This window comes from Kitasatospora sp. NPDC096077 (assembly GCF_040303245.1).
Taxonomy (GTDB): Bacteria; Actinomycetota; Actinomycetes; order Streptomycetales; family Streptomycetaceae; genus Kitasatospora.
Map to the genome: position 1 here is coordinate 19,426 of NZ_JBEOSV010000002.1, position 25,879 is coordinate 45,304.

The window sequence follows — 25,879 nt, forward strand, 5'->3', positions numbered from 1 at the left end:
AGCGTCCATGAGCTCGGGCGCTGTTCAACACGCTTGGAAAGCGTGTTGGGGGCAACCCCTCACGAGTTCGAATCTCGTATCCTCCGCCTGTGCAAAGGCCCGGACCGGTTCACTGGTCCGGGCCTTCTGCGTTTTCAGTGGCAGTGCCCACCGAGACCGTGTACACCCGGTTCAGCCGCTGGGCCATGGTGGAGCAAGTGGCGCCACCCGCCGCACGGTCAGATCAGCGTGCGGGCCCGCCGCTCCCAGTCGGCGATCCGGGTCATCGCGGCACTCACCTGCTTGGCCGCGGCCGAGATGTCCCGGGCGGGCGCCCGCAGCTCTCGGCTCATCTTCGCCAGCCATCGCATGTAGGCCTCGACCTCACCGAGGACGCCGACCACCTCATGGGTGGACTCGGCGATGCTGATCATCTGCCCCAGGAACCCGGTCGGCGAACCGGTGCGCTGCTCGGGCGGCATCGCCGCAATGACGTCGAACGCCGTTTGGGCTGCCGCGTCCATCTCCACCATCTGCCCGGCGAAACGGGTGCATGCCTCCCGGAGACCGGAGGCCGGCTCAGTCATCGCCGTCCCCAGCTCGGTCATCGCCGGCAGCCACGCGCTCATCGGCGCCCCTGGCTGGGAGGCCCGCTCCATCACGGGTCCGACCTGCACGGCGGCTTCGCCGATGACCGTCATGAACCCGGCGATCGCCTCCGAGGTCTCGGTCATCGCCTCCATCTGCTCCTCCACCCGAGCGAAGCGGTCAAACAGCCCGGGGGCATCCGGGTCGTCCGGTTCCGTCTCGCTCACAACCGGAAGCGATGCCACCGCTGGCAGCCCGAACAGGATCCGGGCCGGGGTCAGCGGTTCGAACCCGTTGTGCAGGGCGCCCTCCAGTGCGCTCTCCAGGTCCCGCCTGGCCTTGATCAACCCGCTCCGGCTGCGCTTGAACATGATCGTCCGGATTTGCGAGAGGTCGAACGGCAACTGCCCGTGCTCGCCGATGTGGATGATGGGTTTTCCAGTCAAGTGCCGGATCCCAAGCTCATACGTGACGTTGGCATTTCCGCCGGTGACGTCGGCGATCACGATGTCGTCCTGCAGCACGTGACGGCAGATCTGCTCGGTGATCTCGCCCGAGTCGGCGATCCCGTCCGCCCGGACTGGGACGATGCCATGCCTGGCGCAAGCGGGCAGGATCACCTTCTCGAAGATCTCCAGGTTCTCCTCGAACGCCAGCAGCTCCGGGCTCCCGTCCGGGGCGTGCTCGTTGCCGATGGGCGCGATGACGAAGCAAGTCGTCATCGGCGCCCCTTTGGCCTCCGAGTCAGCGACGGTCACGACGCTCATGCGTAGTCCTCCGTTTCGAACTCCGTTGCATAGCGGCGCTGTTCCGCGAGATCAACCCCGGCTCGCAGATCAGCCGGGTAGACAGGGCGCTCCTCGATCCCGAGCGTCCGAAGCAGGCTGGCAGTGGGGATCCGGTACTGCCACCCGAGGCGCAGGACCAGACAGGGGAAACCACCCTCGTGGATGAGCTTGTAGGCGGTGGCGGGGCAGAGCCCGAGCGCGCGAGCGGCGGTTCGCAGGTCGACGGCCAGCGGTAGGTCGAACGCCTCTCCGAACGACAGCCAGCTGCCGGAGCGCGGGGTCATCGCCGACCTCCAACCGGATGCAGCGACAGCGTTCCGATCCGGCTGCCCTCGCTCGGGCGCCGCGCCCGGTGCACGATCTCCCCGAGGCCCAGGTGGCCTGCCAACTCACCCAGCCGAAAGCTCTCCAGTCGCTCGGGTGCGACACTGAACCGCACCGTTGCCGACAGGCCATCAGGCCTGGCAGGCGGCGACACGCACAGCTCCCAGCCGTTCTGCCAATCGCTGACCGGCGACTCCATGGCCAGGTGCGCGGCGGCAAGCGCCGCAATGTCCGACACCGGCCGCTCCCGGAAGCTGGCCTGGGCGAACGCCCAGACCCGGTTGACGGCGGGACGCAGCAGGGCTGGACCGACCTCCTGGGCCTGCGGGTCCACGTTCGCGAGTGTTGCCAACAGGGCGAGCAGCGCCTCGGATTCAAGCTCCCGCCCATCGATCGTCCACCAGAGCGCGATCCGGTGGAGGGTGCGCCGCATCGCAGGCAGCGCCATCCAGAGCGCCAACAGCCGGTCAGGTCCGGCCGTGCCGGTGTCACGCTGCGCCGCACGGACGGTCTCGCGCCAGATTTCCTCGCGAAGCCGGGAGTCCGTCGACCTGCCGTACAGTGCCCGTCGGGCCGCCAGCGTGGAGAGCCGGGTCAAGCCCTCGGCCGTTGTGACCAGGAAGGGCAGTTCGGCGGGCCGGAACCGGTGCTCCAGCACGTCGAACACCCGGCTGTGGGTGATCAGTCCCATGGTGAACCTTCCGAAGAGTCGGGGGTGGCACGCAGGTCGTCCACGAGGCGCGAGCAGGCCCGAGTGATCCGGTGCAGTTCCTCACGCAACATCTCGTACGGCACCGGCGAAAAGCCGGCTGTGCGCCGCCGCACACCCGCGACGGAGTGGTGGCCGCACGCTGCGGCGTAGTAGTGCACGTCTCCGGTCTGGCCCTGGACCGAGAGGCCCTGGGTGCCCTGCTGGCAGTTGCCGCCCGGCACCTTCCCGCAGACGGTGCAGTCTCCGGCGACCGGGTCGTCGCTCATCGGCCGGCCCTGCCCGGCACTGGCTCATAGACGACGGAGCCGTGGATCACGCCTTGGACGGCGGTGCCGTGGACGCCGTGCTGCACGAAGCTCGGCTGTGCCCTCTCCTCGGCTCGCGCCAAGTGCCACGGCTCGCCCGCCGGCGCACCCGGGCAGGGCTTCCGCTCGTCCTGTGGGTCCGCCCCCGGCAGCCTGACCCAGCCATACCCGGCGAACTCCTTCTGCTGCACGTGGATGCGGCGGTACTGCTCCGGGTCGAGTCCGTGGCTCCGCGAGCGCACCACGTCCTGGTACAACTGGTCGGAGACCACCACGACCAGGCTCGCCGACATGGCGGTCGCCAGCGCCTGCTTCACCTCGGGAGCGTTCAGGTAGCGGGCCACCGCGATCGGGGCGGGGCCGGAGAAGCCCAGGGCCGCCTTGGCTGCCACTCCAATGTCGATGGCCAGCCGAAGCCGCATCCGCCCCGGGGGCCGGCGGGTTGCGTTGTAGCCGCCGAGCTCGGCTGCCAAGTGCGTAACGAACTCGCCCAGGACCAACTCCTCGGGGGTACCGGGCGGGAGGACCGCAAACTCCAGGTCGCCCTGCGGCTGGCTGGACCACCTGCCGTGGTCCAGCCCGCTGCGTTCGGCGGCCGTCCGCATCGCTCGGGCGAGTCGGGCCTGCGCGGCCCACTGGTCCGGGGTGTCGAAGCGGCTGTACTGCTCGATGTCCGCTGCCAGGCAGAGGCGGCGGTTGTCGTCCGGCCTGGGCGTGTCCCAGGTCCGGACCGTCGGGTGCGACGTCATGAACCATCACCTGCTCGATGAGAGTGGGTAGTTGGTTGCGCTTGACGCCAACTGTGTGCCAGGTGGTCCGGATTCGCGAAACAAGGCGTAAAAATGCGAGTTGCTAGGTCTTTTCAGCGGCCGATCGTCGGCAGACCTCCAATCTCCCGGAGGCGGTCCAGCTTCATCACCTCCATCCGGCGACTGCCGGTCGTGATGATCCCCTCGTCACGGAAACTCGCCAATGTCTTGTGCACCGCGCTCTGCTTCGCTCCAATGAAGGCTCCGAGTTCGGTCTGCGTGAGATCGAGGCAGATTAGAACGTACGAGCGGACAGCGATGCCGTGCTCTTGGGCGAGTTCGGCGAGCATCCAGGCCAGCCGCACTCGAACCGAGGAGTCGGCGAACGCGATGCGCCAGGAATTCGCTTTGCGCAGGCGGCGGGTGCTGAGCCGCGCGATCTCAAGGGTGACCTCGGGGCGCTCTTCGAGGAAGCGCCGCATCGCCCAGCCTTGGATGACATACGCCTCAACATCGTCACTTGCCGTCACCGTGGCCGACCTTGGCACATCGTCGATCACAGCCATCTCCCCGACCACGTCCCCGCCGACGCGAATGGCGATCAGAACCTCTTGCCCGCTGCCGAGCCTGCCAGTGACCTTCACTCGACCGGACTTCAGGAGCACCAGGTAATCTTCTCGTGCCCCTTCCAGCAGGATCTCCTGCCCCGGCGAATACCGCTGCGGGGAACCGATACTAAGCAGTTCCTCCCGCACCGTCCCCGGCAGGCTACCGAGGAAGAGAGTAGGACGGCGCCGGCCGGTACCATCCGTGCAGCACCCTGCTGTCCCTTGGGCCGTACGCTCCATATCCCACCTCATGGTCGACACAACTGCTTGCCCGGTCAGGAAATCAGACGCGGATTCGAGCGGACAGAGCGTGCGAGGAGCATCCGATGTGGTGCGTGTGCACGGGGCGCACATCGGGCGCCCGCCGCAGGTGGAATGCCCGGCCTTCAGTACCGTCTTGGCCTGAATGGACCACCATGCAAGTAGGCCCTCTTGTCGATTCTGGCCACGATTCCTACTGTCCAGAGTCATGGACTCCACAGCCTTCGAAGTCATCGAACGTCTCAACGAGTCGCTGGCCGTGCAGGTGAATTCGTCGTCCGCACTCGTTGAGGGAATGGGCAAGGCCGCTGCCGCCATCGATCGCGAGCGGGCGAAGAAAGGGATCAAGAAGGACATCCACGGCCCCCGCAAGCCGAACCTCGATCAAGTCCGCTTTCCTGAGGGCCTCCCGCTGCAGATAACCCCGTGGGACCTGCTGGCGACGTTCGCACGCGCTACGACCCTGGCACGACAGGGACGCGGAAGAGGCCTGGCCGAGCACTGGCAGGGTCTGAAGTACTGCCGTGCCTTCGCCGGAGACTGGCACGGCAGTATGCGCCTCACACGTGAGGGGAAAGCGCCCGAGCTCTCTTACCGGGCCATGCAGGCACGGGAGCTGGGCAAGGCCTTCGGGCTCGCGGTCGCCGAGCGGGTGATCAGCAAGCGGTTTCCGGACCACCTTGTCAGCATCCTTGACGCCGATATCGCCCTGCTTCCCGGCTTCGCCCGGATCAAGCCGGCGGCGACGCTGGGCGCGAGGCCGCGGCCGGACTTCCTGCTGGAGGTGTGGCGGCCTGGCGAGGGATCACGGGTCTTCGTGGTGAATGTGAACGGCAACCACCAGGCTGTGACGGCCAAGACATCCACGAGCTCCCGCACGACGTTCAAGCAACTGGCCCGGAGCAGCGAGCGGGTGGCACGCCTTCACCTGGGCCGGTGGGATGACACCCCAGCGCTCCTGACGTCGACCGAGTTCCTGGCCAAGGCCGGAGTCACCGTCCACATGCTTCAGGCCGAGGGAGGTGTCGTACTCCCCACGCGGCCAGCATTCGGTGCCGGCAGCGCTGACGTTGCCATCGGCCGTCGCGCTCTGCCGTACGTGAACTCCGTGACTGTCCCGACGAAGCACGGCACCTCCCGGCACAATGCCTTCTGTGTCCCAGAGAAGGAACTCGCCTGGTTCGGCCGGGTCGTCGCCCGGGCCCACGCTGCCGGCCAGCTCTCACTGGCTGGCGGTGGAGGGACAGTGGGCCAATACCTGATAGCAGAGCAAGGAGGCAAACACTTCAGCGAGACGGCGTTCGCCGGTACGGCAAGTGTCCACGATGCAGAAGCCACCTTCGCGGACGAGCGTTACGTCGGTACCGACCAGGTCTTCCGCATCAACGGCCGTCGCGTCGAGGCCTTCTCCGGTATGGCCACGGATCTGTACGCCCTTCTTGCGAACGGCAATGTCGAGGAGTACCGCCGACAGGCGTACGAACGCCGCATGGAATGGCCCACGCCGGACGACGTCAGTGACTGGGGCGCGACCTCCTTCCGGTCGGACGGGACTGCCCTCGCGATACGTGTGGTCCAGGGATAGACCAGCACTGAATCGCGACGACTGCTTCCAATGTGAGACGGAGGGCAATCGACCGCGGCACGATTCAGGCGGAGCTTAACCGGGACGGCTTCTTGCTGGACCGGCCAGCAGCTGGCGGTCTCAGTTCTGGTCTCATTCATGCCCGTCCAGCAGGATCCGGACGCTATGGCGAGGCTCCCTCCGGCGCAGATCAGGACGGGTGTGAACCCCGGCGGACACCGCTCGTGAGAATTGGAAAGCGTGTTGGGGGCAACCTCTCACGAGTTCGAATCTCGTATCCCCCGCCCTGATCGAAGGCCCGGACCGCTCCGTGCGGTCCGGGCCCTCGGCGTGGTCCGGCCCCGTCGTCGGACGCGGTTGGGATGGGGGCTCAGCCTGGGCTCGGGGCGCCTTCTCGGCGGGGGGCGTGGGTGAAGGCGGTGCGGTAGGCGGTGGGAGTCAGGCCGGTGCGTCGGGACACGTGGTGACGCAGGGAGTCGGGGGTGGCGAGGCCGCTGAGCCGGGCGACCTGGTCCATCGGCAGGTCGGTCGTCTCCAGGAGTTCCTGGGCCCGGATCACGCGCTGGTGGAGCAGCCACTGCAGCGGGCTCAGTCCGGTCTCCTCGTGGAACCTGCGGGTCAGGGTGCGGACGCTGCTCGCCGCGTGGGTGGCGAGGTCGGTGCGAGTGAGCGGTTCGTGCAGGCGGTCGAGCGCCCAGGCCCGGGTCGCGGCCAGCGAGGTTCCCGTCTCGGGTGGCAGCGGTGTCGCGATGAACTGCGTCTGCCCGCCGGGCCGCACCGGCGCCGCCACCACCAACCTGGCGACCGCGTTGGCCGTCGCGGCACCGTAGTCGGTACGCACCAGGTGCAGGCACAGGTCGATGCCGGCGGACAGCCCGGCGGAGGTCAGCACATTGCCGTCCTCGACGTACAGGACGTCGGGTTGCAGCCGGACCGACGGGAAGCGCGTGGAGAACTCCGCGGTCTTGGCCCAGTAGGTGGTGGCGCTGCGCCCGTCGAGCAGTCCGGCTTGGGCGAGGACGAATGCTCCGGTGCAGATGGAGGCGACGCGTTTGCCCGCGGTCGCCGCGCGGCGCAGGGCCGTGAGGACGTGCGGGTCGACGTCCTCGCGGGCCCCGGTCCCGGTCACGATGACGGTGTCGGCGTCGTTGACGGCCTCCAGCCCGTGGGGAACGGTGACCTCCAGACTGCCGCCGGTGGCGACGAAACCGGGGCGTGCGGTGCAGACGCGGACCCGGTAGCCGGGGCGGCCGTCGACGACCGTCTCGCCGAGGACCAACTCGGGGATGGACAGGTCGAAGGTGGTGGCAGGGGGGACGGCGACGACGGCGACGCGGTGCATGGCCCGAACCTCCGGATGTTTGGCATTCGGGCCACTACTGTACGAGCCGCCCGCGGCGGAAGGTGGAGCAGTCGGGGCGGCCTGCCCCTTCTCGTGAACCATCAACCAGGGAGTACGAGCGTGTCCTTGTACGTCATCGTGGGAGCCGGAGCCACCGGCGCTGCTGCGGCGCGGCTGTTGGCGGACACCGGTGAGCAGGTCCGGCTGGTCACCCGCCGGGGCGGTGGGCCCTTGCACGAGCGGATCGAGCGAGTGGCCGTGGATGCCACCGACACCGGCCGGCTGGTCGAGCTGGCCCGCGGGGCGGCGGTCCTGTTCAACTGCGCCATGCCGGCCTACGACCGGTGGCCGTCCCAATTCCCGCCGCTGGCCGCCTCGTTGCTGGTGGCCGCGGAACGCGGTGGGTCGGACTATGTGATGCTCGGCAACACCTATGGTTACGGGCCGGTCGACGGACCCGTCACGGAGGACCTTCCGATGGCACCCAGCAGTGTCAAGGGCCGCGTCAGGGCGCAGATGTGGCACGACGCGCTCGCCGCGTACGAGGCCGGCCGGGTGCGGGTGACGGAGGTCCGGGCGAGCGACTACCTCGGTGCCGGCGCCTACTCGCCGTTCACCATCATGGTGGGGGCGCAGGTGTTGAGCGGCGCGCCCGTCGCCTACCCGGGGCGACTCGACGCCCCGCACAGCTGGACCTACACCGGTGACGCCGCGCGCACGCTGATCGCGGCGGCCCGGAGCGAGGAGTCGTGGGGCCGGGCCTGGCACACGCCGTCCACCTCTCAGGCCCCGGTCCGTGAGCTGGCCGCGTCCCTGGCGCTGGCGGCCGGTGTGCCTGCTCCCGAGCTGGCCCACATGACCGGGGCCGAACTGGAGGAGATCGGCCGGAAGGATTCCGTCATGGCCGAATTCCCGGAGATGCTGTACCTGTACGACCGCCCCAACCTCCTCGACGCGGCGAACACGTCGGCGGTCCTGAATCTGACGTCCACGCCGATCCGCGCGGTACTGGACGAGATGGCCGCGGAGCGCCTGGGTACTGCCGGCTGAGGGCCGGAGCTCCGGGAGGCCCGCGAGGGGCGGAAGGCGGGGAGGGGAGGGGAAAACACTCCTCCCGCCACTATCAATCTATAGCGGGTGGGGGGTCTTGCGGCAAGGCCCCCCTGGTGGCGCACAATCGCAGGCCTCAGATCGGAGCTGATGCCATGAACCCCCTGACCACCAGCGCTTTCGACCTCCCCGAGCGCCTGTCCGCGAAGGCCGCCCCCGCCCTCGTCGCGGCCGACGAGCGGCACTTCGCGGCCATCGCGGAGAGCCTGGAGCGGGCGATCGCCGAGCTCTCCGACCAGCTCGACGCCGTACGCCGTGCCCCGGGTGGGGCGGGGCAGGCGGCGATGGACCGGGACATCGAGGTGTACCGGCTGAGCGGCCGGCTGCGCGCGCTGCGCCGTTACGGGTTGGACCTGTGCCTGGGGCGGATCGTGGCCGCGGACGACGCCGAGCCGCTGTACGTCGGCCGGCTCGGGCTCACCGACAGTGAGGGTCGCCGGCTGCTGGTCGACTGGCGTTCGCCCGCTGCCGAGCCGTTCTTCGCGGCCACCCACGCCGACCCGCTGGGTCTGACGAGCCGCCGCCGGTACCGCTGGACCCGCGGCCGGATCACCGACTACTGGGACGAGGTGTTCACCGCCGAGGGCCTGGCGGGGCACGTCGCGCTGGACGACCAGTCGGCGTTCATCGCCGGTCTGGGCGGCAGCCGGTCGGCCCGGATGCGGGACGTGCTCGCCACCATCCAGTCCGACCAGGACGCGATCATCCGGGCCGGTTCGCGCGGCGCCCTGGTGGTCGACGGCGGTCCCGGCACCGGCAAGACCGTGGTCGCCCTGCACCGCTCCGCCTACCTGCTGTACTCCGACCCCCGGCTCGGCCACCGGGCCGGCGGCAGGAGCGGTGGCGTGCTGTTCGTCGGCCCGCACCAGCCGTACCTGAACTACGTCGCCGACGTGCTGCCCAGCCTGGGCGAGGAGGGGGTGCGCACCTGCACCCTGCGGGACCTGGTGCCCGAGGGCGCGGGCGCGGCGGAGGAGGCCGACCCGGAGGTGGCGCGGCTGAAGTCCTCGGTGGGGCTGGTGCGGGCGATCGACCGGGCCGTCCGCTTCTACGAGGAGCCGCCGACCGAGGGGCTGCAGGTCAGCACCCACTGGGCGGACCTCTGGCTGAGCGCCGAGGAGTGGTCCGAGGCCTTCGACGCCCCGGACCCGGGCACCCCGCACAACGAGGCCCGCGAGCAGATCTGGGACGAGCTGGTCACGATCCTGCTGGACAAGCTGGAGCAGGACGAGGACGAGGAGGTCACGCCCGAGCAGTTCGAACGGTCGCTGCGGCAGGACCGGGAGCTGGTGGAGACGCTCAACCGGGCCTGGCCGCTGCTGGACGCGACCGACCTGGTCGGCGACCTCTGGGCGGTGCCCGCCTACCTGCGGATGTGCGCGCCCCAGCTGGCCCCGGAGGAGGTCCGCACGCTCCAGCGCAAGCACGCCCCGCAGGCCTGGACGGTCTCCGACCTGCCGCTGCTGGACGCCGCCCGGCAGCGGCTGGGGGACCGTGAGGCGACGCTGCGCCGGCAGCGCCACCGGGTCTCGGTGGCGGCCGAGCGCGAGCGGATGGCGGAGGTGATCGGTGACCTGATCCAGGCCGACGACGACGGCGAGGGCGTGGTGACGATGCTGCGCGGCCGGGACCTCCAGGACACCCTGGTCGACGAGGACGCGCTGTTCGACACCGGCGCGGAGCCGTTGGACGGCCCGTTCGCCCACATCGTGGTGGACGAGGCCCAGGAACTGACCGACGCCCAGTGGCAGATGCTGCTGCAGCGCTGCCCGTCCCGGAGCTTCACCATCGTCGGGGACCGCGCCCAGGCCCGGCACGGCTTCACCGAGTCCTGGCAGGAGCGGCTCGAACGGGTCGGCCTCGACCGCACCACGATGGCCTCGCTGAGCATCAACTACCGCACGCCGGAGGAGGTGATGGCGGAGGCCGAGCCCGCCATCCGGGCCGCGCTGCCGGACGCCAACGTGCCGACCTCGGTGCGCAGCAGCGGCGTCCCGGTCCGGCACGGGTCGGTGGCGGAGCTGGCGGCGCTCCTGGACGGTTGGCTCGCGGAGCACGACGAGGGCACGGCCTGCGTCATCGGCGATCCGGGCTTCCGGGAGCGGGCGCGGGTCCGTTCGCTGACCCCGGAGCTGGCCAAGGGGCTGGAGTTCGACCTGGTCGTCCTGGTCGACCCGGAGGCCTTCGGCGACGGCGTCGAGGGCGCGGTCGACCGCTACGTCGCGATGACCAGGGCGACCCGGCAGCTGGTGGTCCTGCGCAGCCGCTGACGGCGGTACGGGCGGGGCGGGCGGTACGGGCGGGCGCCGGGCGAGTGACGGGGCAGGCCGGAGGGGCCCGGCGCATCCGGCGCCGGGCCCCTCCGATCCGCTGTGCCCAGCGGCCTGCGGCCCCCAAGGGCCGTGGCCCGCAGGTCAGTTGTGGGCGTGCAGGTCCGCGTTCAGGCCGCCCCAGGAGCCGGAGCGGGCGATGACCTCGACCGCGCCGGTCTGCGAGTTGCGGCGGAACAGCAGGTTGTCCTGGCCGGACAGCTCGACGGCCTTGGCCACCTCGCCGTTCGGGGCGGTGACCCGGGTGCCGGCGGTGACGTACAGGCCGGCCTCGACCACGCAGTCGTTGCCGAGCGAGATGCCGATGCCCGCGTTGGCGCCGAGCAGGCAGCGCTCGCCGACCGAGACGACCTGCTTGCCGCCGCCGGACAGGGTGCCCATGATCGAGGCGCCGCCGCCGATGTCGCTGTGGTCGCCGACCACGACGCCCGCGCTGATCCGGCCCTCGACCATCGAGGTGCCGAGGGTGCCGGCGTTGAAGTTGACGAAGCCCTCGTGCATCACGGTGGTGCCGGCCGCCAGGTGCGCGCCGAGCCGGACGCGGTCGGCGTGGGCGATGCGCACGCCGCTCGGGGCGACGTAGTCGGTCATCCGCGGGAACTTGTCGATCCCGTACACGGCGAGCTGGCCGCCCTCGGCGCGGACGGCGAGGCGGGCCTGCTCGACGCCGTCCACCGGGACGGGGCCGATGCTGGTCCACGCGACGTTGGCGAGCAGACCGAAGATGCCGTCCAGGTTCTGGCCGTGCGGCTGGACCAGGCGGTGGCTGAGCAGGTGCAGGCGCAGGTACACGTCGTGGGTGTCGAGCGGCTTCTCGTCCAGCGAGGCGATGGTGGTGCGTACGGCGACCACCTCGACGCCGCGGCGGGCGTCGGTGCGCAGGGCGGCGGCCGCGCCGGCGCCGAGCTCGGCCTCGGCCTGCTCGGCGGTCAGGCGCACGGTGCCGGCCGGGCCGGGCTCGGCGGCCAGCGCGGGGGCGGGGTACCAGGTGTCGAGGACGGTGCCGTCGGCGGCGATGGTGGCCAGACCGGTGGCCACGGCGCCGTTCGGGAGGGAGGTGGATTCAGCAGTCACACCGTGCACGTTAACCAATGCGGGGCTCCGCTGCCGAACACGCCCAGGGTCCGGACGTGCCCGCCGGAGCCGCAGGCCAGCGGCTCGCGGGGCGGGAAAACCCGGTGCTCGGACGCCGTCCGCTGGGCAATACTCGGCCGGGTGTTCATGTCGATTTCCACTACCGGCAGCGCCGAGAGCCCGGCGACGGATCTCGGGTTCCTGCTGCACAAGCATCCCGGCAAGGTCCAGCGCTTCACGACGTCGCACGGTGAGGCCCATGTCTTCTACCCACGGGCGGACGACGAGGTCTGCACGGCGGCGCTGCTGCTGGACATCGACCCGATCGACCTGGTCCGCAAGGGCCGGGGCAACGGCAGAGGGCGCGGCGGCTCGCCCGACTTCGCGCTCTCCCAGTACGTCAACGACCGCCCGTACGCCGCGTCCTCGCTGCTCGCGGTGGCGCTGCGCACGGTGTTCCGCTCGGCGATGAAGGGCGACTGCCCGCTCCGCCCGGAACTGCCGGGGCAGGTCCGCCCGCTGCGGATCGAGCTGCCCGCGGTACCCGCGAACGGCGTAGCCGCGAGCGGCACGCCCGCCGACGGCGTACCCGGGAGCGGCGGCCCGGCGATGACGGCCCGGCTGTTCGAGCCGCTGGGCTGGCGGGTGGAGGCGACGGCGGTCCCGTTGGACGAGGCCTTCCCGGAGTGGGGCGAGTCCCGCTACGTGCGGCTCGTGCTGTCCTCCGACACGATGCGCCTCGCCGACGCGCTCCAGCAGCTGTACGTGCTGCTGCCGGTGCTGGACGGCGCCAAGCACTACTGGGTGGCCCCGGACGAGGTGGACAAGCTGCTCGCCGCCGGTGAGGGCTGGCTGGCCGCCCACCCGGAGCGCGCCCTGATCACCCGGCGCTACCTGTCCCGGCGCTGGTCGCTGACCCGGGTCGCGATGGAGCGCCTGGAGCTGGCCCGGCTGGCCGAGGCGGACGACCGCGAGGTCGAGGAGGTCGACAACGCGGTCGACGACCGCCCGGACGACGACACCCCCGACACCCCCGACACCCCCGAAACGCCCGAGACCCGCAGCGCCCCCGAGCAGGTCGAGCAGCCCCGCCCGCCCTCCCTCGCCGAGCAGCGCCGCACCGCGATCCTCACCGCCCTGCGCGACACCGGCGCCGCCCGGGTCGCCGATCTCGGCTGCGGCCAGGGCGAGTTGATCGGCGAGCTGCTGAAGGACGCCCGGTTCACCGGCATCCTCGGCGTGGACGTGTCCGCCCGGGCGCTCCAGGTCGCGAAGCGCAAGCTGCGGCTGGAGCGCCTGCCCGAGCGGCAGGCGGCGCGGGTGACGCTGGCGCAGGGCGCGCTGACGTACACCGACGCCCGGCTGAAGGGCTACGACGCGGCGGTGCTGTGCGAGGTGATCGAGCACCTGGACCTGCCGCGGCTGCCCGCCCTGGAGTACGCGGTGTTCGGCGCGGCCCGTCCGCGGGCGGTCGTCGTCACCACGCCCAACGTCGAGTACAACGTCCGCTGGGAGAGCCTGCCGGCGGGCCGGGCGCGGCACGCCGACCACCGCTTCGAGTGGTCCCGGGCCGAGTTCGCCGCCTGGGCGGAGAAGGTCGCGGCGGCGTACGGCTACACGGTGGAGCTGCGCCCGGTCGGCCCGCAGGACCCGGAGGTCGGCCCGCCGACCCAGCTCGCCCTGTTCCGTGTCGAGGGCGACGACGCCACCGACACCACCACCGACACCACCACCGAAACCACCACCGTCACCGAAGGAGGCGACCCCCGATGACCGACGAAGAAACCGGCAGCACCGCCCCCCGCCGTCTCCCGGTCACCGACGTCTCCCTCGTCGTCCTGATCGGTACCAGCGGCGCCGGCAAGTCCACCTTCGCCCGCCGCCACTTCCTCCCCACCCAGGTGGTCTCCTCCGACTTCTGCCGCGGCCTGGTGGCCGACGACGAGAACGACCAGTCCGCCTCTGCCGAGGCCTTCGACGTCCTGCACTACATCGTCGGCAAGCGGCTGGCGGCCGGCCGCCTGACGGTCGTGGACGCCACCAACGTCCAGCCGGAGGCCCGCCGCCAGCTGGTCGCGATCGCCCGCGCGCACGACGTGCTGCCGATCGCGATCGTGCTGGACGTCCCGCCCGGGGTGTGCGCCGAGCGCAACCGCTCCCGCCCGGACCGCCGGCTGCCCGCGCACGTCGTCCCGCGCCAGCACCGCGAGCTGCGGCGTTCGCTGCGCGGCCTGGAGCGGGAGGGCTTCCGCAAGGTGCACGTCCTGCGCGGCGAGGCGGAGGTGGCGGCCGCCGGGATCGAGCTGGAGAAGCGGTACAACGACCTGCGCCACCTCACCGGCCCGTTCGACGTCGTCGGCGACATCCACGGCTGCCGTTCCGAGCTGGAGACCCTGCTGACCCGGCTCGGCTACGTCCTCGCCCGGGACGCCGAGGGCCGCCCGGTGGACGCCGTCCACCCCGCGGGCCGCACCGCGGTGTTCGTCGGCGACCTGGTCGACCGCGGCCCGGACACCCCGGGCGTGCTGCGCCTGGTGATGGGCATGGTGGCGGCCGGCCACGCGCTCTGCGTGCCGGGCAACCACGAGAACAAGCTCGGCCGGGCGATGGACGGCAAGAAGGTCACCGTCTCGCACGGCCTGCGCGAGTCGCTGGACCAACTGGCCGGTGAGTCCGAGGAGTTCAAGGCCGAGGTGCGGGCCTTCATGCGTGGCCTGGTGAGCCACTACCTGCTGGACGGCGGCGCCCTGGTGGTCTGCCACGCCGGTCTGCCGGAGCGGTACCACGGCCGTGCCTCCGGCCGGGTGCGCTCGCACGCGCTGTACGGGGAGACCACCGGCGAGACCGACGAGTACGGCCTGCCGGTGCGCTACCCGTGGGCGGAGGAGTACCGCGGCCGGGCCCTGGTGGTCTACGGCCACACCCCGGTGCCGACCGCGAGCTTCCTCAACAACACCATCTGCCTGGACACCGGCTGCGTGTTCGGCGGCAGCCTGACCGCGCTGCGCTACCCGGAGCGCGAGCTGGTGGGCGTCGAGGCCGAGCGGGAGTGGTACGCCCCGGTGCGTCCGCTGCTCAGCGACGCGCCGGGCGCCCGGGAGGGCCGTCCGCTGGACCTCGCCGACGTGGCCGGGCGGCGGGTGGTGGAGACCGCTCTGCACGGCCGGGTCGCGGTCCGGGAGGAGAACGCCGCGGCGGCCCTGGAGGTGATGAGCCGCTTCGCGCTGGACCCGCGGCTGCTCGCCTACCTGCCGCCGACCATGGCGCCGAGCCCGACCTCCCGCCGGGAGGGCTACCTGGAACACCCGGAGGAGGCCTTCCTCGCCTACCGCGCGGACGGCGTCCGGCAGCTGGTGTGCGAGGAGAAGCACATGGGTTCGCGCGCGGTGCTGCTGGTCGCCCGGGACGGTGCCGCGCTGGAGCGGCGGTTCGGGGTGGCCGGGCCGGGCGCGATCTGGACCCGGACCGGCCGGGCCTTCCTGGACGACGAGGAGCTGACCGCGGCGGTCCTCGGCCGGGTCCGTTCGGCGGCCGAACGGGCGGGCCTGTTCGACGAGTTGGGCACCGACTGGCTGCTGCTGGACGCCGAGCTGATGCCGTGGTCGCTGAAGGCGGTGGAGCTGTTGCGCCGCCAGTACGCCGCGGTCGGCGCGGCGGCCGGGGCCGCCCTGCCCGAGGTGCTGTCGGCGCTGGAGCAGGCGGCCGCGCGCGGGCTGGAGCTGGGGGAGCTGGCCTCCCGCCAGCGTCGCCGGGCGGCCGACGCCCGGGCCTTCACCGAGGCGTACCGGCGCTACTGCTGGCCGACCGAGGGCCTGTCGGGCATCCGGCTGGCGCCGTTCCAGCTGCTGGCCGCCGAGGGGGCGAACCTCGCGGTGCGCCCGCACGACGCGCACCTGGCGTGGATCGACCGTCTGGTGGCGGCCGACGATCCGACGGCCCCGGTGCTGCACCGCACCCGTCGGATGCTGGTGGACGTCGAGGACGAGGCCTCGGTGGCCGCCGCCACCGCCTGGTGGGAGGACCTGACGGCGGCGGGCGGTGAGGGCATGGTGGTCAAGCCGCTGGCCTCGGTGGTGCGGACGGTCCGCGGCGAGGGCCGGCCGGGCGGTCTGGTGCAGCCGGGGGTGAAGGTCCGCGGCCGGGAGTACCTGCGGATCGTCTACGGCCCGGACTACACCGAGCACCTGGAGCGGCTGCGGATGCGCTCGCTGGGCCACAAGCGCTCGCTGGCGCTGCGCGAGTACGCGCTGGGCCTGGAGGCGCTGGACCGGCTGGCGGCGGGGGAGCCGTTGTGGCGGGTGCACGAGCCGGTGTTCGCGGTGCTGGCGCTGGAGTCCGAGCCGGTCGACCCGCGACTGTAGGAGGCGCGGCGGACGGCGGCGGAGACCGGCGGAGACCGGCGGAGACTTGCGGAAGGCGGCGAAGGAGGGGAGTTCCGCCCGGGACTCCCCTCCTTCGACCTCGCTCTGTATAGAAATTCCGTTAGTCGTATACACTTGCCGCTTTCCCGCAACTCCCGTCACCCCAGGAGCCCGGTATGGCCTTCAACCTCCGGAACAGGCACTTCCTCAAGGAGCTCGACTTCACGCCCCAGGAGTTCCGCTTCCTGGTGGACCTCGCCGCCGGACTCAAGGCGGCCAAGTATGCGGGCACCGAGCAGCCCCGGCTGCGCGGCAAGAACATCGCGCTGATCTTCGAGAAGACCTCCACCCGCACCCGCTGCGCCTTCGAGGTCGCCGCGCACGACCAGGGCGCCAGCACCACCTACCTGGACCCGTCCGGCTCGCAGATGGGCCACAAGGAGTCGGTGAAGGACACCGCCCGGGTGCTCGGCCGGATGTTCGACGGCATCGAGTACCGCGGCCACGGCCAGGAGATCGTCGAGGAGCTGGCCCAGTACGCCGGCGTCCCGGTCTGGAACGGCCTGACCGACGAGTGGCACCCCACCCAGATGCTGGCCGACGTGCTCACCGTCACCGAGCACACCGCCAAGCCGCTCACCGAGGTCGCCCTCGCCTACCTCGGCGACGCCCGCTCCAACATGGGCAACTCGCTGCTGGTCACCGGCGCCCTGCTCGGCATGGACATCCGGATCGTCGCCCCGCGCGAGCTCTGGCCGGCCGACGAGGTGCGCAAGGCGGCGCAGGCGCTGGCCGAGCGGACCGGCGCCCGGATCACCCTGACCGAGGACGTGGCCGAGGGCGTGGCCGCCGCCGACTTCCTCTACACCGACGTCTGGGTCTCGATGGGCGAGCCCAAGGAGGTGTGGGCCGAGCGGATCGAGCTGCTCAAGCCGTACCAGGTGTCGATGGAAACCGTCCGGACCACCGGCAACCCGAACGTGAAGTTCCTGCACTGCCTGCCGGCCTTCCACGACCTCGGCACGGTGGTCGGGCGGCAGATGCACGAGGCGACCGGCATGACCGAGCTGGAGTGCACCGACGAGCTGTTCGAGTCGGCGCACTCCATCGTGTTCGACCAGGCCGAGAACCGCCTGCACACCATCAAGGCGGTCCTGGTCGCCACCCTCGGCTCCTGAGCCGACCCGGCCTGTCCGACCAGTCCGACCAGTCCGACCGGCCCGGCCTGTCCGGCCGGTCGGCCCGGCCCAGCCCCGGCCCCCGGCCGGTCAGTGCGCCAGTTTGATGCAGGCCACCCGGTCGCCCGCCGCGTGCGGCGCGGCCGGGGTGCCCGCGTGCACCACCAGTGAGCGCGCCTCCCCGGGCCGCGGCTGCCAGTCCACCGCGGCCCGGGCGGTGCCGCCGCCGTCCGCGTCGGTGCGCAGCACCAGCCGCAGTTCGTTGCGGTCGTTGGCGTACGCCGGGTCGGTGGACGGCTGCACCGGGTCGACCACGTCCTGGTAGTGCGGCCCGGAGGCGGCCGGGTCGGCCCCGCAGTCGCCGGTGTGCAGGTGCACCGGGAACTCGTGGTCGGGGGCGAGCCCGGCCACCGTCAGGGTGAGCACCGTCCGCCCGGGCTCCGAGCGGTCGGTGACGACCCGGGCGTGCGAGCCGTACGGCACCAGGTCCTCGGCGTAGCTGATCGCGGCCGGCGGGACGAAGGCCGTCGCCGGGTCGAAGTGCGCCTCCAGGACGGAGACCGGCGAGGCGGCGGGGACGAGCAGGGCCAGCGGCAGCAGGGCGGTGGCGAGCGGAGCGGGCATCGGTTCGGGCCTTCCACGGTCAGGGTGACGGTCACCCTGCTCAACGCCCGCACCCGCCACCGGACACTGGTCGCCCGCCGGGGCATGCCTGCGGTGGTGATGGCGGCGGCATGCACTATGGTTTATCTCGACATCGAGATAACTGCCCCTTACGATATATCTCGACATCAAGATACTTGCCGAGAGGCGCTCACCGGCGATGCGGGTTAGGCAGGCCTAACTAAGGCTGACCTTACCACCGCGTGGCGGCCGGATACCGCACGAAGCACCCAGAAGGAGTCAGTCGTGTCCGCGAACAGCTTCGACGCCCGCAGCTCGCTGCAGGTGGGCGACGAGTCGTACGAGATCTTCAAGCTCTCCGCCGTCGAGGGTTCCGAGCGGCTGCCCTACAGCCTCAAGGTGCTGCTGGAGAACCTGCTCCGCACGGAGGACGGCGCGAACATCACCGCCGACCACATCCGCGCCCTCGGCGGCTGGGACGAGAACGCCCAGCCGAGCCAGGAGATCCAGTTCACGCCGGCCCGCGTGATCATGCAGGACTTCACCGGCGTGCCGTGCGTGGTCGACCTGGCCACCATGCGCGAGGCGGTCAAGGAGCTGGGCGGCGACCCGGCCAAGATCAACCCGCTGGCCCCGGCCGAGCTGGTCATCGACCACTCCGTCATCGCCGACAAGTTCGGCACCAAGGACGCGTTCACCCAGAACGTCGAGATCGAGTACGGCCGCAACAAGGAGCGCTACCAGTTCCTGCGCTGGGGCCAGACCGCCTTCGACGAGTTCAAGGTCGTCCCGCCGGGCACCGGCATCGTCCACCAGGTGAACATCGAGCACCTGGCCCGCACCGTCATGGTCCGCGGCGGCCAGGCCTACCCGGACACCTGCGTCGGCACCGACTCGCACACCACCATGGTCAACGGCCTGGGCGTGCTGGGCTGGGGCGTCGGCGGCATCGAGGCCGAGGCCGCCATGCTCGGCCAGCCGGTCTCCATGCTGATCCCGCGCGTCGTCGGCTTCAAGCTGACCGGCGAGCTGCCGGCCGGCACCACCGCCACCGACCTGGTGCTCACCATCACCGAGATGCTGCGCAAGCACGGTGTGGTCGGCAAGTTCGTCGAGTTCTACGGCGACGGCATCGGCTCCATCCCGCTGGCCAACCGCGCCACCATCGGCAACATGTCGCCGGAGTTCGGTTCGACCTGCGCGATCTTCCCGATCGACGCCGAGACCATCAATTACCTGCGCCTGACCGGCCGTGACGAGCAGCAGCTCGCCCTGGTCGAGGCCTACGCCAAGGAGCAGGGCCTCTGGCACAACCCGGCGCACGAGCCGGTCTACTCGGAGTACCTGGAGCTGGACGTCTCCACCGTCGTCCCGTCGATCTCCGGCCCGAAGCGCCCGCAGGACCGCGTGATCCTGGCCGAGGCCGCCGAGCGGTTCGCCGAGGCGCTGCCGACCTACTCCGCCGAGGCCTCGAAGCCGACCGCCGTCACCGCCCCCGACGGCTCGACCTACGAGATCGACAACGGCGCGGTCGTGATCGCCTCGATCACCTCCTGCACCAACACCTCCAACCCCTCCGTCATGCTGGGCGCCGCCCTGCTGGCGAAGAAGGCCGTGGAGAAGGGCCTGCACGTCAAGCCCTGGGTCAAGACCACCCTGGCGCCCGGCTCCAAGGTCGTCATGGACTACTACGAGAAGGCCGGCCTGCTCCCGTACATGGAGAAGCTGGGCTTCAACCTGGTCGGCTACGGCTGCGTCACCTGCATCGGCAACTCGGGCCCGCTGCCCGAGGAGGTCTCGGCCGCCGTCAACGAGGCCGACCTCGCGGTCGTCTCGGTGCTCTCCGGCAACCGCAACTTCGAGGGCCGGATCAACCCCGACGTCAAGATGAACTACCTGGCCTCCCCGCCGCTGGTGGTCGCCTACGCCCTCGCGGGCAACATGAACATCGACATCACCCGGGACGCCCTGGGCCAGGACGCCGACGGCAACGACGTCTTCCTCGCCGACATCTGGCCGACCGAGCAGGAGGTCGCCGACACCGTCGCCGGCTCCATCGACGAGGCCATGTTCGACAAGGGCTACCAGGACGTCTTCGCCGGTGACCACCGCTGGCAGTCGCTCCCGGTCCCGACCGGCAACACCTTCGAGTGGGACACCGAGTCCACCTACGTCCGCAAGCCCCCGTACTTCGAGGGCATGGCCAAGACCCCGAGCCCGGTGACCGACATCGCCGGCGCCCGCGTCCTGGCCAAGCTGGGCGACTCGGTCACCACCGACCACATCTCCCCGGCCGGCAACATCAAGCCGGGCACCCCGGCGGCGCAGTACCTGACCGCCAACGGCGTCGAGAAGCGTGACTTCAACTCCTACGGCTCGCGCCGTGGCAACCACGAGGTCATGATCCGCGGCACCTTCGCCAACATCCGTCTGCGCAACCAGATCGCGCCGGGCACCGAGGGCGGCTACACCCGCGACTTCACCCAGGCCGACGCCCCGGTGTCGTTCATCTACGACGCCTCGCAGAACTACCAGGCCGCCGGCGTCCCGCTGGTCGTCCTGGCGGGCAAGGAGTACGGCTCCGGCTCGTCCCGCGACTGGGCCGCCAAGGGCACCGCGCTGCTCGGCGTCAAGGCCGTCATCGCCGAGTCCTACGAGCGCATCCACCGCTCGAACCTGATCGGCATGGGCGTCCTGCCGCTGCAGTTCCCGGAGGGCGAGAACGCCGAGTCCCTCGGCCTGACCGGCGAGGAGACCTTCTCCTTCACCGGCGTGACCGAGCTCAACGAGGGCCGCACCCCGAAGACCGTCAAGGTCAAGGCAGGTGACAAGGAGTTCGACGCGGTCGTCCGCATCGACACCCCCGGTGAGGCGGACTACTACCGCAACGGCGGCATCCTGCAGTACGTGCTGCGCTCGCTGATCGGCTGAGCTCCGAGCTAGCGCCCGAGGGGGCCGGACCGCACCGCGCGGTCCGGCCCCTTCTGCATGCTGCGCCGTTCCGCCCCGCCCCCTTGTGCGGGCGGCCGTCGATGGACTAAACCTCTGTGCAATCTGGTCCAGACCATTTGACGATGCCTCAGAGAACGGCTCCGGTATGCCCACTCGCGCCTCAGCCCTGCTCGCCGCCGCCACTGCCGCCGCCCTGATAGCGGCCCCCGCCACCGCCTCCGCCGCCGACGGCCACCACGGGCACGGCCCGAAGCTGAAGGGCCAGCGGGTCGGCTACTTCACCCAGTGGGGCGCCGACAGCTCCGCCAAGCGGGTCCAGGACTCCGGTCAGGCCGCCAAGCTCACCGTCGTCAACTACGCCTTCGGCAACGTCTCCGCCGACGGCACCTGCTTCGAGGGCAACGACGCCGGGCAGGGCGACGCCCGCGACGACTACCAGCGACCCTTCTCCGCCGCCGAGTCCGTCGACGGCGTCGCCGACACCCCGGACCAGCGGCTCAAGGGCCACTTCAACCAGCTGCGCAAGCTCAAGGCGAAGAACCCCCAGCTGCGTACGGTCATCTCGCTGGGCGGCTGGAGCTGGTCCAAGTACTTCTCGGACGCCGCCGCCACCGACGCCTCCCGGAAGAAGTTCGTCTCCTCCTGCATCGACCTCTACCTCAAGGGGAACCTGCCGGTCCTGGCCGGCTCCCCGGAGGGCGGCCCGGGCGCGGCCGCCGGGGTCTTCGACGGCATCGACATCGACTGGGAGTACCCGGGCGGCGGCGGTGACGCCGGCAACGTGGTCCGCCCCGAGGACGGACGCAACTACACCCTGCTGATGCGGGAGTTCCGCACCCAGCTCGACGCGCTCGGCGGCCGCAAGGGCGGGCACCCCCTGCTCACCGCCGCCGTCGCCGCCAACGAGACCGTCGCCGACCGGCTCGAACTGCCCGAACTGAGCCGCTCGGTGGACTGGCTGAACCTGATGACCTACGACCTGCACGGCCCCTGGGAGGGCAAGGGCCCCACCAACCACCAGGCCAACCTCTACGCCGACCCGGCCGACCCGGACGCCCGCGGCCGCAGCGCGGACGGCGCCGTCACCCACTACCAGGAGCGCGGCCTGCCCGCCGAGCAGCTCGTCCTCGGCGCCCCGCTGTACGGCCACGGCTGGACCGGCGTCGCCCCCGGCCAGCGCGGCGGCCTGTACCAGGGGGCCGGGGCGGCCGCCCCCGACCACTCCTACCAGGAGCTCAACGCGCTGCCCGGCAAGGTGTACCTGGACCGCGACCACGGCGCGTCCTGGAAGTACGACGGCTCCACCTTCTACAGCTACGACACCGCCGAGGTGCTCACCGAGAAGGCCCGTTACGCACGCTGGAACGACCTGGCCGGGGTGATGGTCTGGTCGCTGGACGGCGACGACGCCCGGGGCAGCGCGATCGCCGCCCTGGACCGCGGTCTGCGCCGGGACTGACCCCCGGGAACGACGGAGGGGCCCGCCGACACGCGGTCGGCGGGCCCCTCCGGCTCTACGGCTTTACGGCTTTACGGCTTTACGGCTCCACGGCCTCAGGCCCGGTCGCAGGCCTGCGCGCGCAGCGCGCGGGCCAGGTCGTCGCGGCGCTCCAGCACCAGGCGGCGCAGCGCCGGCGCGGCCTGCGGGTGGCCGTCCAGCCAGGCGTCCGCCTCGGCCAGGGTCTGCGCGTCGGTCTGGGCGATCGGGAAGAAGCCGCCGACGATCCGCATCGCGATCTCGATGGTCCGCTCGGCCCAGACCTTCTCCAGCAGCTTGAAGTACGGCGCCGCGTAGAGGGCGGTCAGGTCGCGCTGGGCGGGGACGGCGAAGCCCGCGCTGTTGGCCTCGACCAGGGCGCTCGGCAGCTCGTCCGAGTCGACCACGGCGGACCAGGCGGCGGCCTTGGCCTCCGCGGTGGGCCGGGCGGCCAGGCACTGGGTGTACTGGCGCTTGCCGCCCGCGGTGTTGTCGGCGGCCAGTTCCCCGGCCAGCTCCTCGTCGCCGGCCTGTCCGGCGGCGGCCAGTGCCAGCCACAGCGACCAGCGCAGTTCCTGGTCGACCTCCAGGCCGTCGATCCGGGCGCTGCCCGCGAGCAGGCCGCGGACCAGGCCGAGGTGCTCGGCGCCGCCCGCGGTCTGGGCCAGGAAGCGGGCCCAGGCGAGCTGGTGGTCGCTGCCGGGGACGGCGTCGCGCAGTTCGCGCAGGGCGCCGTCGGCGAGCTGCCGGGCGCCCTCGGCGCGCCACTCGGGGGCGGCGTACAGGTCGACGGCGGTCTTGGCCTGGGCGTGCAGCGACTGCAGCACGCCGATGTTGCCCTCCTGGCCGGCGAAGCGCAGCACCAGGGCGACGTAGTCGCGGGCCGGCATCAGGCCGTCCCGGGTGAGGTTCCAGACCGCGGACCAGGCGAGCGCCCGGGCCAGTTCGTCGCGGATGTCGCCGAGGCCGGTGCGCAGGGTCTCCAGCGAGCCGTCGTCGAAGCGGATCTTGCAGTAGGTGAGGTCCTCGTCGTTGAGCAGCACCAGGGCCGGGCGGGGGCGGCCGGCGGCCTCGGCGACGACGGTGCGGGCGCCGGTGACGTCCAGCTCGATCCGCTCGGTGCGCACCAGGGCGCCGTCCGGGTCCCGGTCGTAGAGGCCGACCGCGATCCGGTGCGGGCGCAGCACGTCGCCGTCCTGGAGGACGGCCAGTTCGGTGATCCGGCCCTCGGCGTCGGTGGTGACCTGCGGGGTGAGCGCGTCGACGCCGGCGGTCTGCAGCCAGGCGGCGGCCCAGCTCTTCAGGTCGCGGCCGCTGGTCTCCTCCAGCACGCCGAGCAGGTCGCCCAGTTCGGTGTTGCCGTAGGCGTGCCGCTGGAAGTAGCGGCGGGCGCCCTCGAAGAAGGCCTCCGAACCGACGTACGCGACCAGCTGCTTGAGGACGGAGGCGCCCTTGGCGTAGGTGATGCCGTCGAAGTTGAGCTTGGCGTCCTCCAGGTCGCGGATGTCGGCGGTGATCGGGTGGGTGGTGGGGAACTGGTCCTGCCGGTAGGCCCAGGCCTTGCGCTGGTTGGCGAAGGTGACCCAGGCGGAGGAGTACCGGGTGCGGGCGCCGATCAGGGCGTAGGAGCCCATGAAGTCGGCGAAGGACTCCTTCAGCCACAGGTCGTCCCACCAGCGCGGGGTGACCAGGTCGCCGAACCACATGTGCGCCATCTCGTGCAGCACGACGTTCGCGCGGGACTCGTAGGCGGCGTCGGTGACCTTCGAGCGGAAGACGAACTCCTCCTTGAAGGTCACGCAGCCGGGGTTCTCCATCGCGCCGATGTTGTACTCGGGGACGAAGGACTGGTCGTACTTGCCGAAGGGGTACGGGAAGTCGAACTCCTCGTGGAAGAAGTCCAGTCCGAGCTTGGTGACGCCGAGGATCTCCTCCGCGTCGAAGTGCGGGGCGAGCGAGCGGCGGCACAGCGCGGCGAGCGGGATGTCCAGGGTGCTGCCGTCGGCGAGCTCGCGGCTGTAGTGGTCGGTGACCACGTGGTACGGGCCGGCCACCACCGCGGTGAGGTAGGTGGAGATCGGCTTGGTCGGCGCGAACTCCCAGGTGCGGGCGTCGCCTTCGACGGTGGTGCTCTCGTGGGCGGCGTTGGAGCGCACGTCCCAGACGGCCGGGGCGGTCACCGTGAAGGTGAACGGGGCCTTCAGGTCGGGCTGTTCGAAGTTCGCGAACACCCGGCGGGCGTCGGCCGGCTCGTAGTGGGTGTAGAGGTAGGTCTCGCCGTCGGCCGGGTCGACGAAGCGGTGCATGCCCTCGCCGGTGCGGCTGTAGGCGCAGTCCGCCTCGACGGTGAGGACGTTCTCGGCGGCCAGGCCGTCGACGTGCACCCGGGCGCCGTCGTAGGCGGTGGCCGGGTCGAGGGCGCGGCCGTTGAGGGTGATCGAGCGGACGGCCGGGGCCAGCAGGTCGAGGAAGGTGGCGGCGCCGGGCTCGGAGCAGCGGAAGGCGATGGTGGTGGTGGAGCGGAAGGTGGCGGCCGACGGGTCGGGGGCCGAGGTGAGGTCCAGCCGGATCCGGTAGCCGTCGACGGCCAGGATGCCGGCTCGCTGCTGCGCTTCCTCGCGGCTGAGGTTCTTGCCCGGCACGGCGGTACTCCTTTGTCCGGCTCGCACGGTGGTGCTTGCGTGGGTGGTGCGGGTCCGTGCGCGGTGTGCATCGCGCACGCGGGGGCATCCTTTCACGCCCGCCCCGATCGGTACCATTGCACAGCCCGTGGGCGGGGGCCGGAATCAGCGGCGCCCGGCGGGTGTTGGGATTCCTCGTGGGGCGCGCCGCCTCGGAACACTCACGAAGGACGAGACCCAGTGACGACTGCCGCTGAGCGCAAGACCGCCGACTTCTGGTTCGACCCGGCCTGCCCCTGGGCGTGGATGACGTCCCGCTGGCTGATCGAGGTCCAGCAGCTGCGCCCGGTCGACGTGAACTGGCACGTGATGAGCCTGTCGGTGCTCAACGAGCACCGCGACCTGCCGCAGAACTACCGCGAGCTGCTGGACAACGCCTGGGGCGCGGTCCGGGTGTGCATCGCGGCCGCCCAGCAGCACGGCGACGGGGTGCTGGGCCGCCTCTACACCGAGCTGGGCCTGCGCTTCCACAACCAGGGCCTGCCGCAGAACCGGGAGACGATCCAGGCAGCCCTGGTGGCCGCGGGCCTGCCCGCCGAGCTGGCGGACGCGGCGGACACCGACGTGTACGACGAGGCCCTGCGCGCTTCCCACAAGGAGGGCATCACCCTGGTCGGCGAGGACGTCGGCACCCCGGTGATCGCGGTCGAGGGCGCGGACGGCGAGCGGGTCGCCTTCTTCGGCCCGGTGGTCACCCCGGCCCCCAAGGGCGAGGCGGCGGCCCGGCTGTGGGACGGCACCCTGCTGGTGGCCTCCACCCCGGGCTTCTACGAGATCAAGCGCACCCGGACGGCGGGTCCGTCCTTCGAGTGAGGCTCCCGCGGACACGGCGAAGGGCCCGGTACCGAGGT

General features: G+C 71.4%; 19 protein-coding genes. 9 read left to right on the plus strand and 10 right to left on the minus strand.

Features of this window, described 5'->3' with window-relative positions; translation table 11 throughout:
* Positions 1-218 precede the first annotated feature (218 nt).
* From ABTZ03_RS01930 to ABTZ03_RS01955, 6 genes are all read right to left on the minus strand, one after another.
* Positions 219-1,334: a hypothetical protein gene (locus ABTZ03_RS01930; protein WP_350510896.1), complete on the minus strand. Its 1,116-nt coding sequence runs from the start codon at positions 1,332-1,334 to the stop codon at positions 219-221.
* The gene (locus ABTZ03_RS01935) at positions 1,331-1,639 is read right to left on the minus strand and encodes a helix-turn-helix domain-containing protein (RefSeq protein ID WP_350510897.1); all 309 of its coding nucleotides are present in this window, start codon (positions 1,637-1,639) and stop codon (positions 1,331-1,333) included. The genes ABTZ03_RS01930 and ABTZ03_RS01935 overlap by 4 nt, the downstream gene beginning before the upstream one ends.
* Positions 1,636-2,370, minus strand: a complete 735-nt coding sequence (locus ABTZ03_RS01940; RefSeq protein ID WP_350510898.1) for a hypothetical protein — start codon at positions 2,368-2,370, stop codon at positions 1,636-1,638. Before ABTZ03_RS01940 ends, ABTZ03_RS01935 begins: the two co-directional genes overlap by 4 nt.
* The gene (locus ABTZ03_RS01945; protein ID WP_350510899.1) at positions 2,361-2,657 is read right to left on the minus strand and encodes a hypothetical protein; all 297 of its coding nucleotides are present in this window, start codon (positions 2,655-2,657) and stop codon (positions 2,361-2,363) included. The genes ABTZ03_RS01940 and ABTZ03_RS01945 overlap by 10 nt, the downstream gene beginning before the upstream one ends.
* The gene (locus tag ABTZ03_RS01950) at positions 2,654-3,445 is read right to left on the minus strand and encodes a hypothetical protein (protein WP_350510900.1); all 792 of its coding nucleotides are present in this window, start codon (positions 3,443-3,445) and stop codon (positions 2,654-2,656) included. Before ABTZ03_RS01950 ends, ABTZ03_RS01945 begins: the two co-directional genes overlap by 4 nt.
* 113 nt (positions 3,446-3,558) lie before the next feature.
* Positions 3,559-4,200 carry a Crp/Fnr family transcriptional regulator gene (locus tag ABTZ03_RS01955; protein ID WP_350510901.1) on the minus strand — a complete coding sequence of 214 codons (642 nt, stop codon included), beginning with the start codon at positions 4,198-4,200 and terminating at the stop codon, positions 3,559-3,561.
* 322 nt (positions 4,201-4,522) lie between these two features.
* Between ABTZ03_RS01955 and ABTZ03_RS01960 the strand changes: the two genes are divergently transcribed.
* Positions 4,523-5,899, plus strand: coding sequence for a hypothetical protein (locus tag ABTZ03_RS01960; RefSeq protein WP_350510902.1), 1,377 nt, complete (start codon positions 4,523-4,525; stop codon positions 5,897-5,899).
* Between the two features lie 370 nt (positions 5,900-6,269).
* Here the strand turns inward: ABTZ03_RS01960 and ABTZ03_RS01965 are convergent, their stop codons facing one another.
* Complete coding sequence (locus ABTZ03_RS01965) at positions 6,270-7,241, minus strand: GlxA family transcriptional regulator (protein WP_350510903.1); 972 nt, start codon at positions 7,239-7,241, stop codon at positions 6,270-6,272.
* A 120-nt stretch (positions 7,242-7,361) separates the two neighbouring features.
* Between ABTZ03_RS01965 and ABTZ03_RS01970 the strand changes: the two genes are divergently transcribed.
* The gene (locus ABTZ03_RS01970; protein ID WP_350510904.1) at positions 7,362-8,291 is read left to right on the plus strand and encodes an NAD-dependent epimerase/dehydratase family protein; all 930 of its coding nucleotides are present in this window, start codon (positions 7,362-7,364) and stop codon (positions 8,289-8,291) included.
* A 155-nt stretch (positions 8,292-8,446) separates the two neighbouring features.
* A complete protein-coding gene (helR, locus tag ABTZ03_RS01975) occupies positions 8,447-10,621 on the plus strand; it encodes an RNA polymerase recycling motor ATPase HelR (protein WP_350510905.1) in 2,175 nt (724 codons plus the stop codon).
* Between the two features lie 144 nt (positions 10,622-10,765).
* Here the strand turns inward: helR and dapD are convergent, their stop codons facing one another.
* Complete coding sequence (gene dapD / locus ABTZ03_RS01980; protein ID WP_350510906.1) at positions 10,766-11,755, minus strand: 2,3,4,5-tetrahydropyridine-2,6-dicarboxylate N-succinyltransferase; 990 nt, start codon at positions 11,753-11,755, stop codon at positions 10,766-10,768.
* A gap of 141 nt (positions 11,756-11,896) precedes the next feature.
* On the opposite strand from dapD, the gene ABTZ03_RS01985 reads away from it, so the two are divergent.
* The 3 genes from ABTZ03_RS01985 to argF all read left to right on the plus strand — a co-directional run bounded on the left by ABTZ03_RS01985 (position 11,897) and on the right by argF (position 17,294).
* Positions 11,897-13,528 carry a 3' terminal RNA ribose 2'-O-methyltransferase Hen1 gene (locus ABTZ03_RS01985; RefSeq protein WP_350510907.1) on the plus strand — a complete coding sequence of 544 codons (1,632 nt, stop codon included), beginning with the start codon at positions 11,897-11,899 and terminating at the stop codon, positions 13,526-13,528.
* Positions 13,525-16,116 (plus strand): polynucleotide kinase-phosphatase, encoded by a 2,592-nt coding sequence (locus ABTZ03_RS01990; protein ID WP_350510908.1) that lies wholly within the window; start codon positions 13,525-13,527, stop codon positions 16,114-16,116. Before ABTZ03_RS01985 ends, ABTZ03_RS01990 begins: the two co-directional genes overlap by 4 nt.
* 176 nt (positions 16,117-16,292) lie before the next feature.
* Positions 16,293-17,294 carry an ornithine carbamoyltransferase gene (gene argF, locus ABTZ03_RS01995; protein ID WP_350510909.1) on the plus strand — a complete coding sequence of 334 codons (1,002 nt, stop codon included), beginning with the start codon at positions 16,293-16,295 and terminating at the stop codon, positions 17,292-17,294.
* 90 nt (positions 17,295-17,384) lie between these two features.
* Here the strand turns inward: argF and ABTZ03_RS02000 are convergent, their stop codons facing one another.
* On the minus strand, positions 17,385-17,918 hold the full coding sequence (locus ABTZ03_RS02000; protein WP_350510910.1) for a superoxide dismutase family protein: 534 nt from the start codon (positions 17,916-17,918) through the stop codon (positions 17,385-17,387).
* Between the two features lie 285 nt (positions 17,919-18,203).
* On the opposite strand from ABTZ03_RS02000, the gene acnA reads away from it, so the two are divergent.
* Both acnA and ABTZ03_RS02010 read left to right on the plus strand, forming a co-directional pair.
* The gene (gene acnA, locus ABTZ03_RS02005) at positions 18,204-20,849 is read left to right on the plus strand and encodes an aconitate hydratase AcnA (protein WP_350510911.1); all 2,646 of its coding nucleotides are present in this window, start codon (positions 18,204-18,206) and stop codon (positions 20,847-20,849) included.
* 166 nt (positions 20,850-21,015) lie between these two features.
* Positions 21,016-22,329, plus strand: a complete 1,314-nt coding sequence (locus ABTZ03_RS02010; protein WP_350510912.1) for a glycoside hydrolase family 18 protein — start codon at positions 21,016-21,018, stop codon at positions 22,327-22,329.
* A gap of 95 nt (positions 22,330-22,424) precedes the next feature.
* Here ABTZ03_RS02010 and pepN read toward each other — a convergent pair whose 3' ends face one another.
* Positions 22,425-24,989, minus strand: a complete 2,565-nt coding sequence (pepN, locus tag ABTZ03_RS02015; RefSeq protein ID WP_350510913.1) for an aminopeptidase N — start codon at positions 24,987-24,989, stop codon at positions 22,425-22,427.
* Positions 24,990-25,208: 219 nt separating this feature from the next.
* Between pepN and ABTZ03_RS02020 the strand changes: the two genes are divergently transcribed.
* The gene (locus tag ABTZ03_RS02020; protein ID WP_502894367.1) at positions 25,209-25,841 is read left to right on the plus strand and encodes a mycothiol-dependent nitroreductase Rv2466c family protein; all 633 of its coding nucleotides are present in this window, start codon (positions 25,209-25,211) and stop codon (positions 25,839-25,841) included.
* The last annotated feature ends 38 nt before the right edge of the window (positions 25,842-25,879 follow it).

Bases quoted from the DNA above. Each gene is read 5' to 3' on its own strand.
- ABTZ03_RS01930 (WP_350510896.1), bottom strand. From the start codon at position 1,334: ATGAGCGTCGTGACCGTCGCTGACTCGGAGGCCAAAGGGGCGCCGATG.
- ABTZ03_RS01935 (WP_350510897.1), bottom strand. From the start codon at position 1,639: ATGACCCCGCGCTCCGGCAGCTGGCTGTCGTTCGGAGAGGCGTTCGAC.
- ABTZ03_RS01940 (WP_350510898.1), bottom strand. From the start codon at position 2,370: ATGGGACTGATCACCCACAGCCGGGTGTTCGACGTGCTGGAGCACCGG.
- ABTZ03_RS01945 (WP_350510899.1), bottom strand. From the start codon at position 2,657: ATGAGCGACGACCCGGTCGCCGGAGACTGCACCGTCTGCGGGAAGGTG.
- ABTZ03_RS01950 (WP_350510900.1), bottom strand. From the start codon at position 3,445: ATGACGTCGCACCCGACGGTCCGGACCTGGGACACGCCCAGGCCGGAC.
- ABTZ03_RS01960 (WP_350510902.1), top strand. From the start codon at position 4,523: ATGGACTCCACAGCCTTCGAAGTCATCGAACGTCTCAACGAGTCGCTG.
- ABTZ03_RS01965 (WP_350510903.1), bottom strand. From the start codon at position 7,241: ATGCACCGCGTCGCCGTCGTCGCCGTCCCCCCTGCCACCACCTTCGAC.
- helR (WP_350510905.1), top strand. From the start codon at position 8,447: ATGAACCCCCTGACCACCAGCGCTTTCGACCTCCCCGAGCGCCTGTCC.
- ABTZ03_RS01990 (WP_350510908.1), top strand. From the start codon at position 13,525: ATGACCGACGAAGAAACCGGCAGCACCGCCCCCCGCCGTCTCCCGGTC.
- argF (WP_350510909.1), top strand. From the start codon at position 16,293: ATGGCCTTCAACCTCCGGAACAGGCACTTCCTCAAGGAGCTCGACTTC.
- ABTZ03_RS02000 (WP_350510910.1), bottom strand. From the start codon at position 17,918: ATGCCCGCTCCGCTCGCCACCGCCCTGCTGCCGCTGGCCCTGCTCGTC.
- ABTZ03_RS02010 (WP_350510912.1), top strand. From the start codon at position 21,016: ATGCCCACTCGCGCCTCAGCCCTGCTCGCCGCCGCCACTGCCGCCGCC.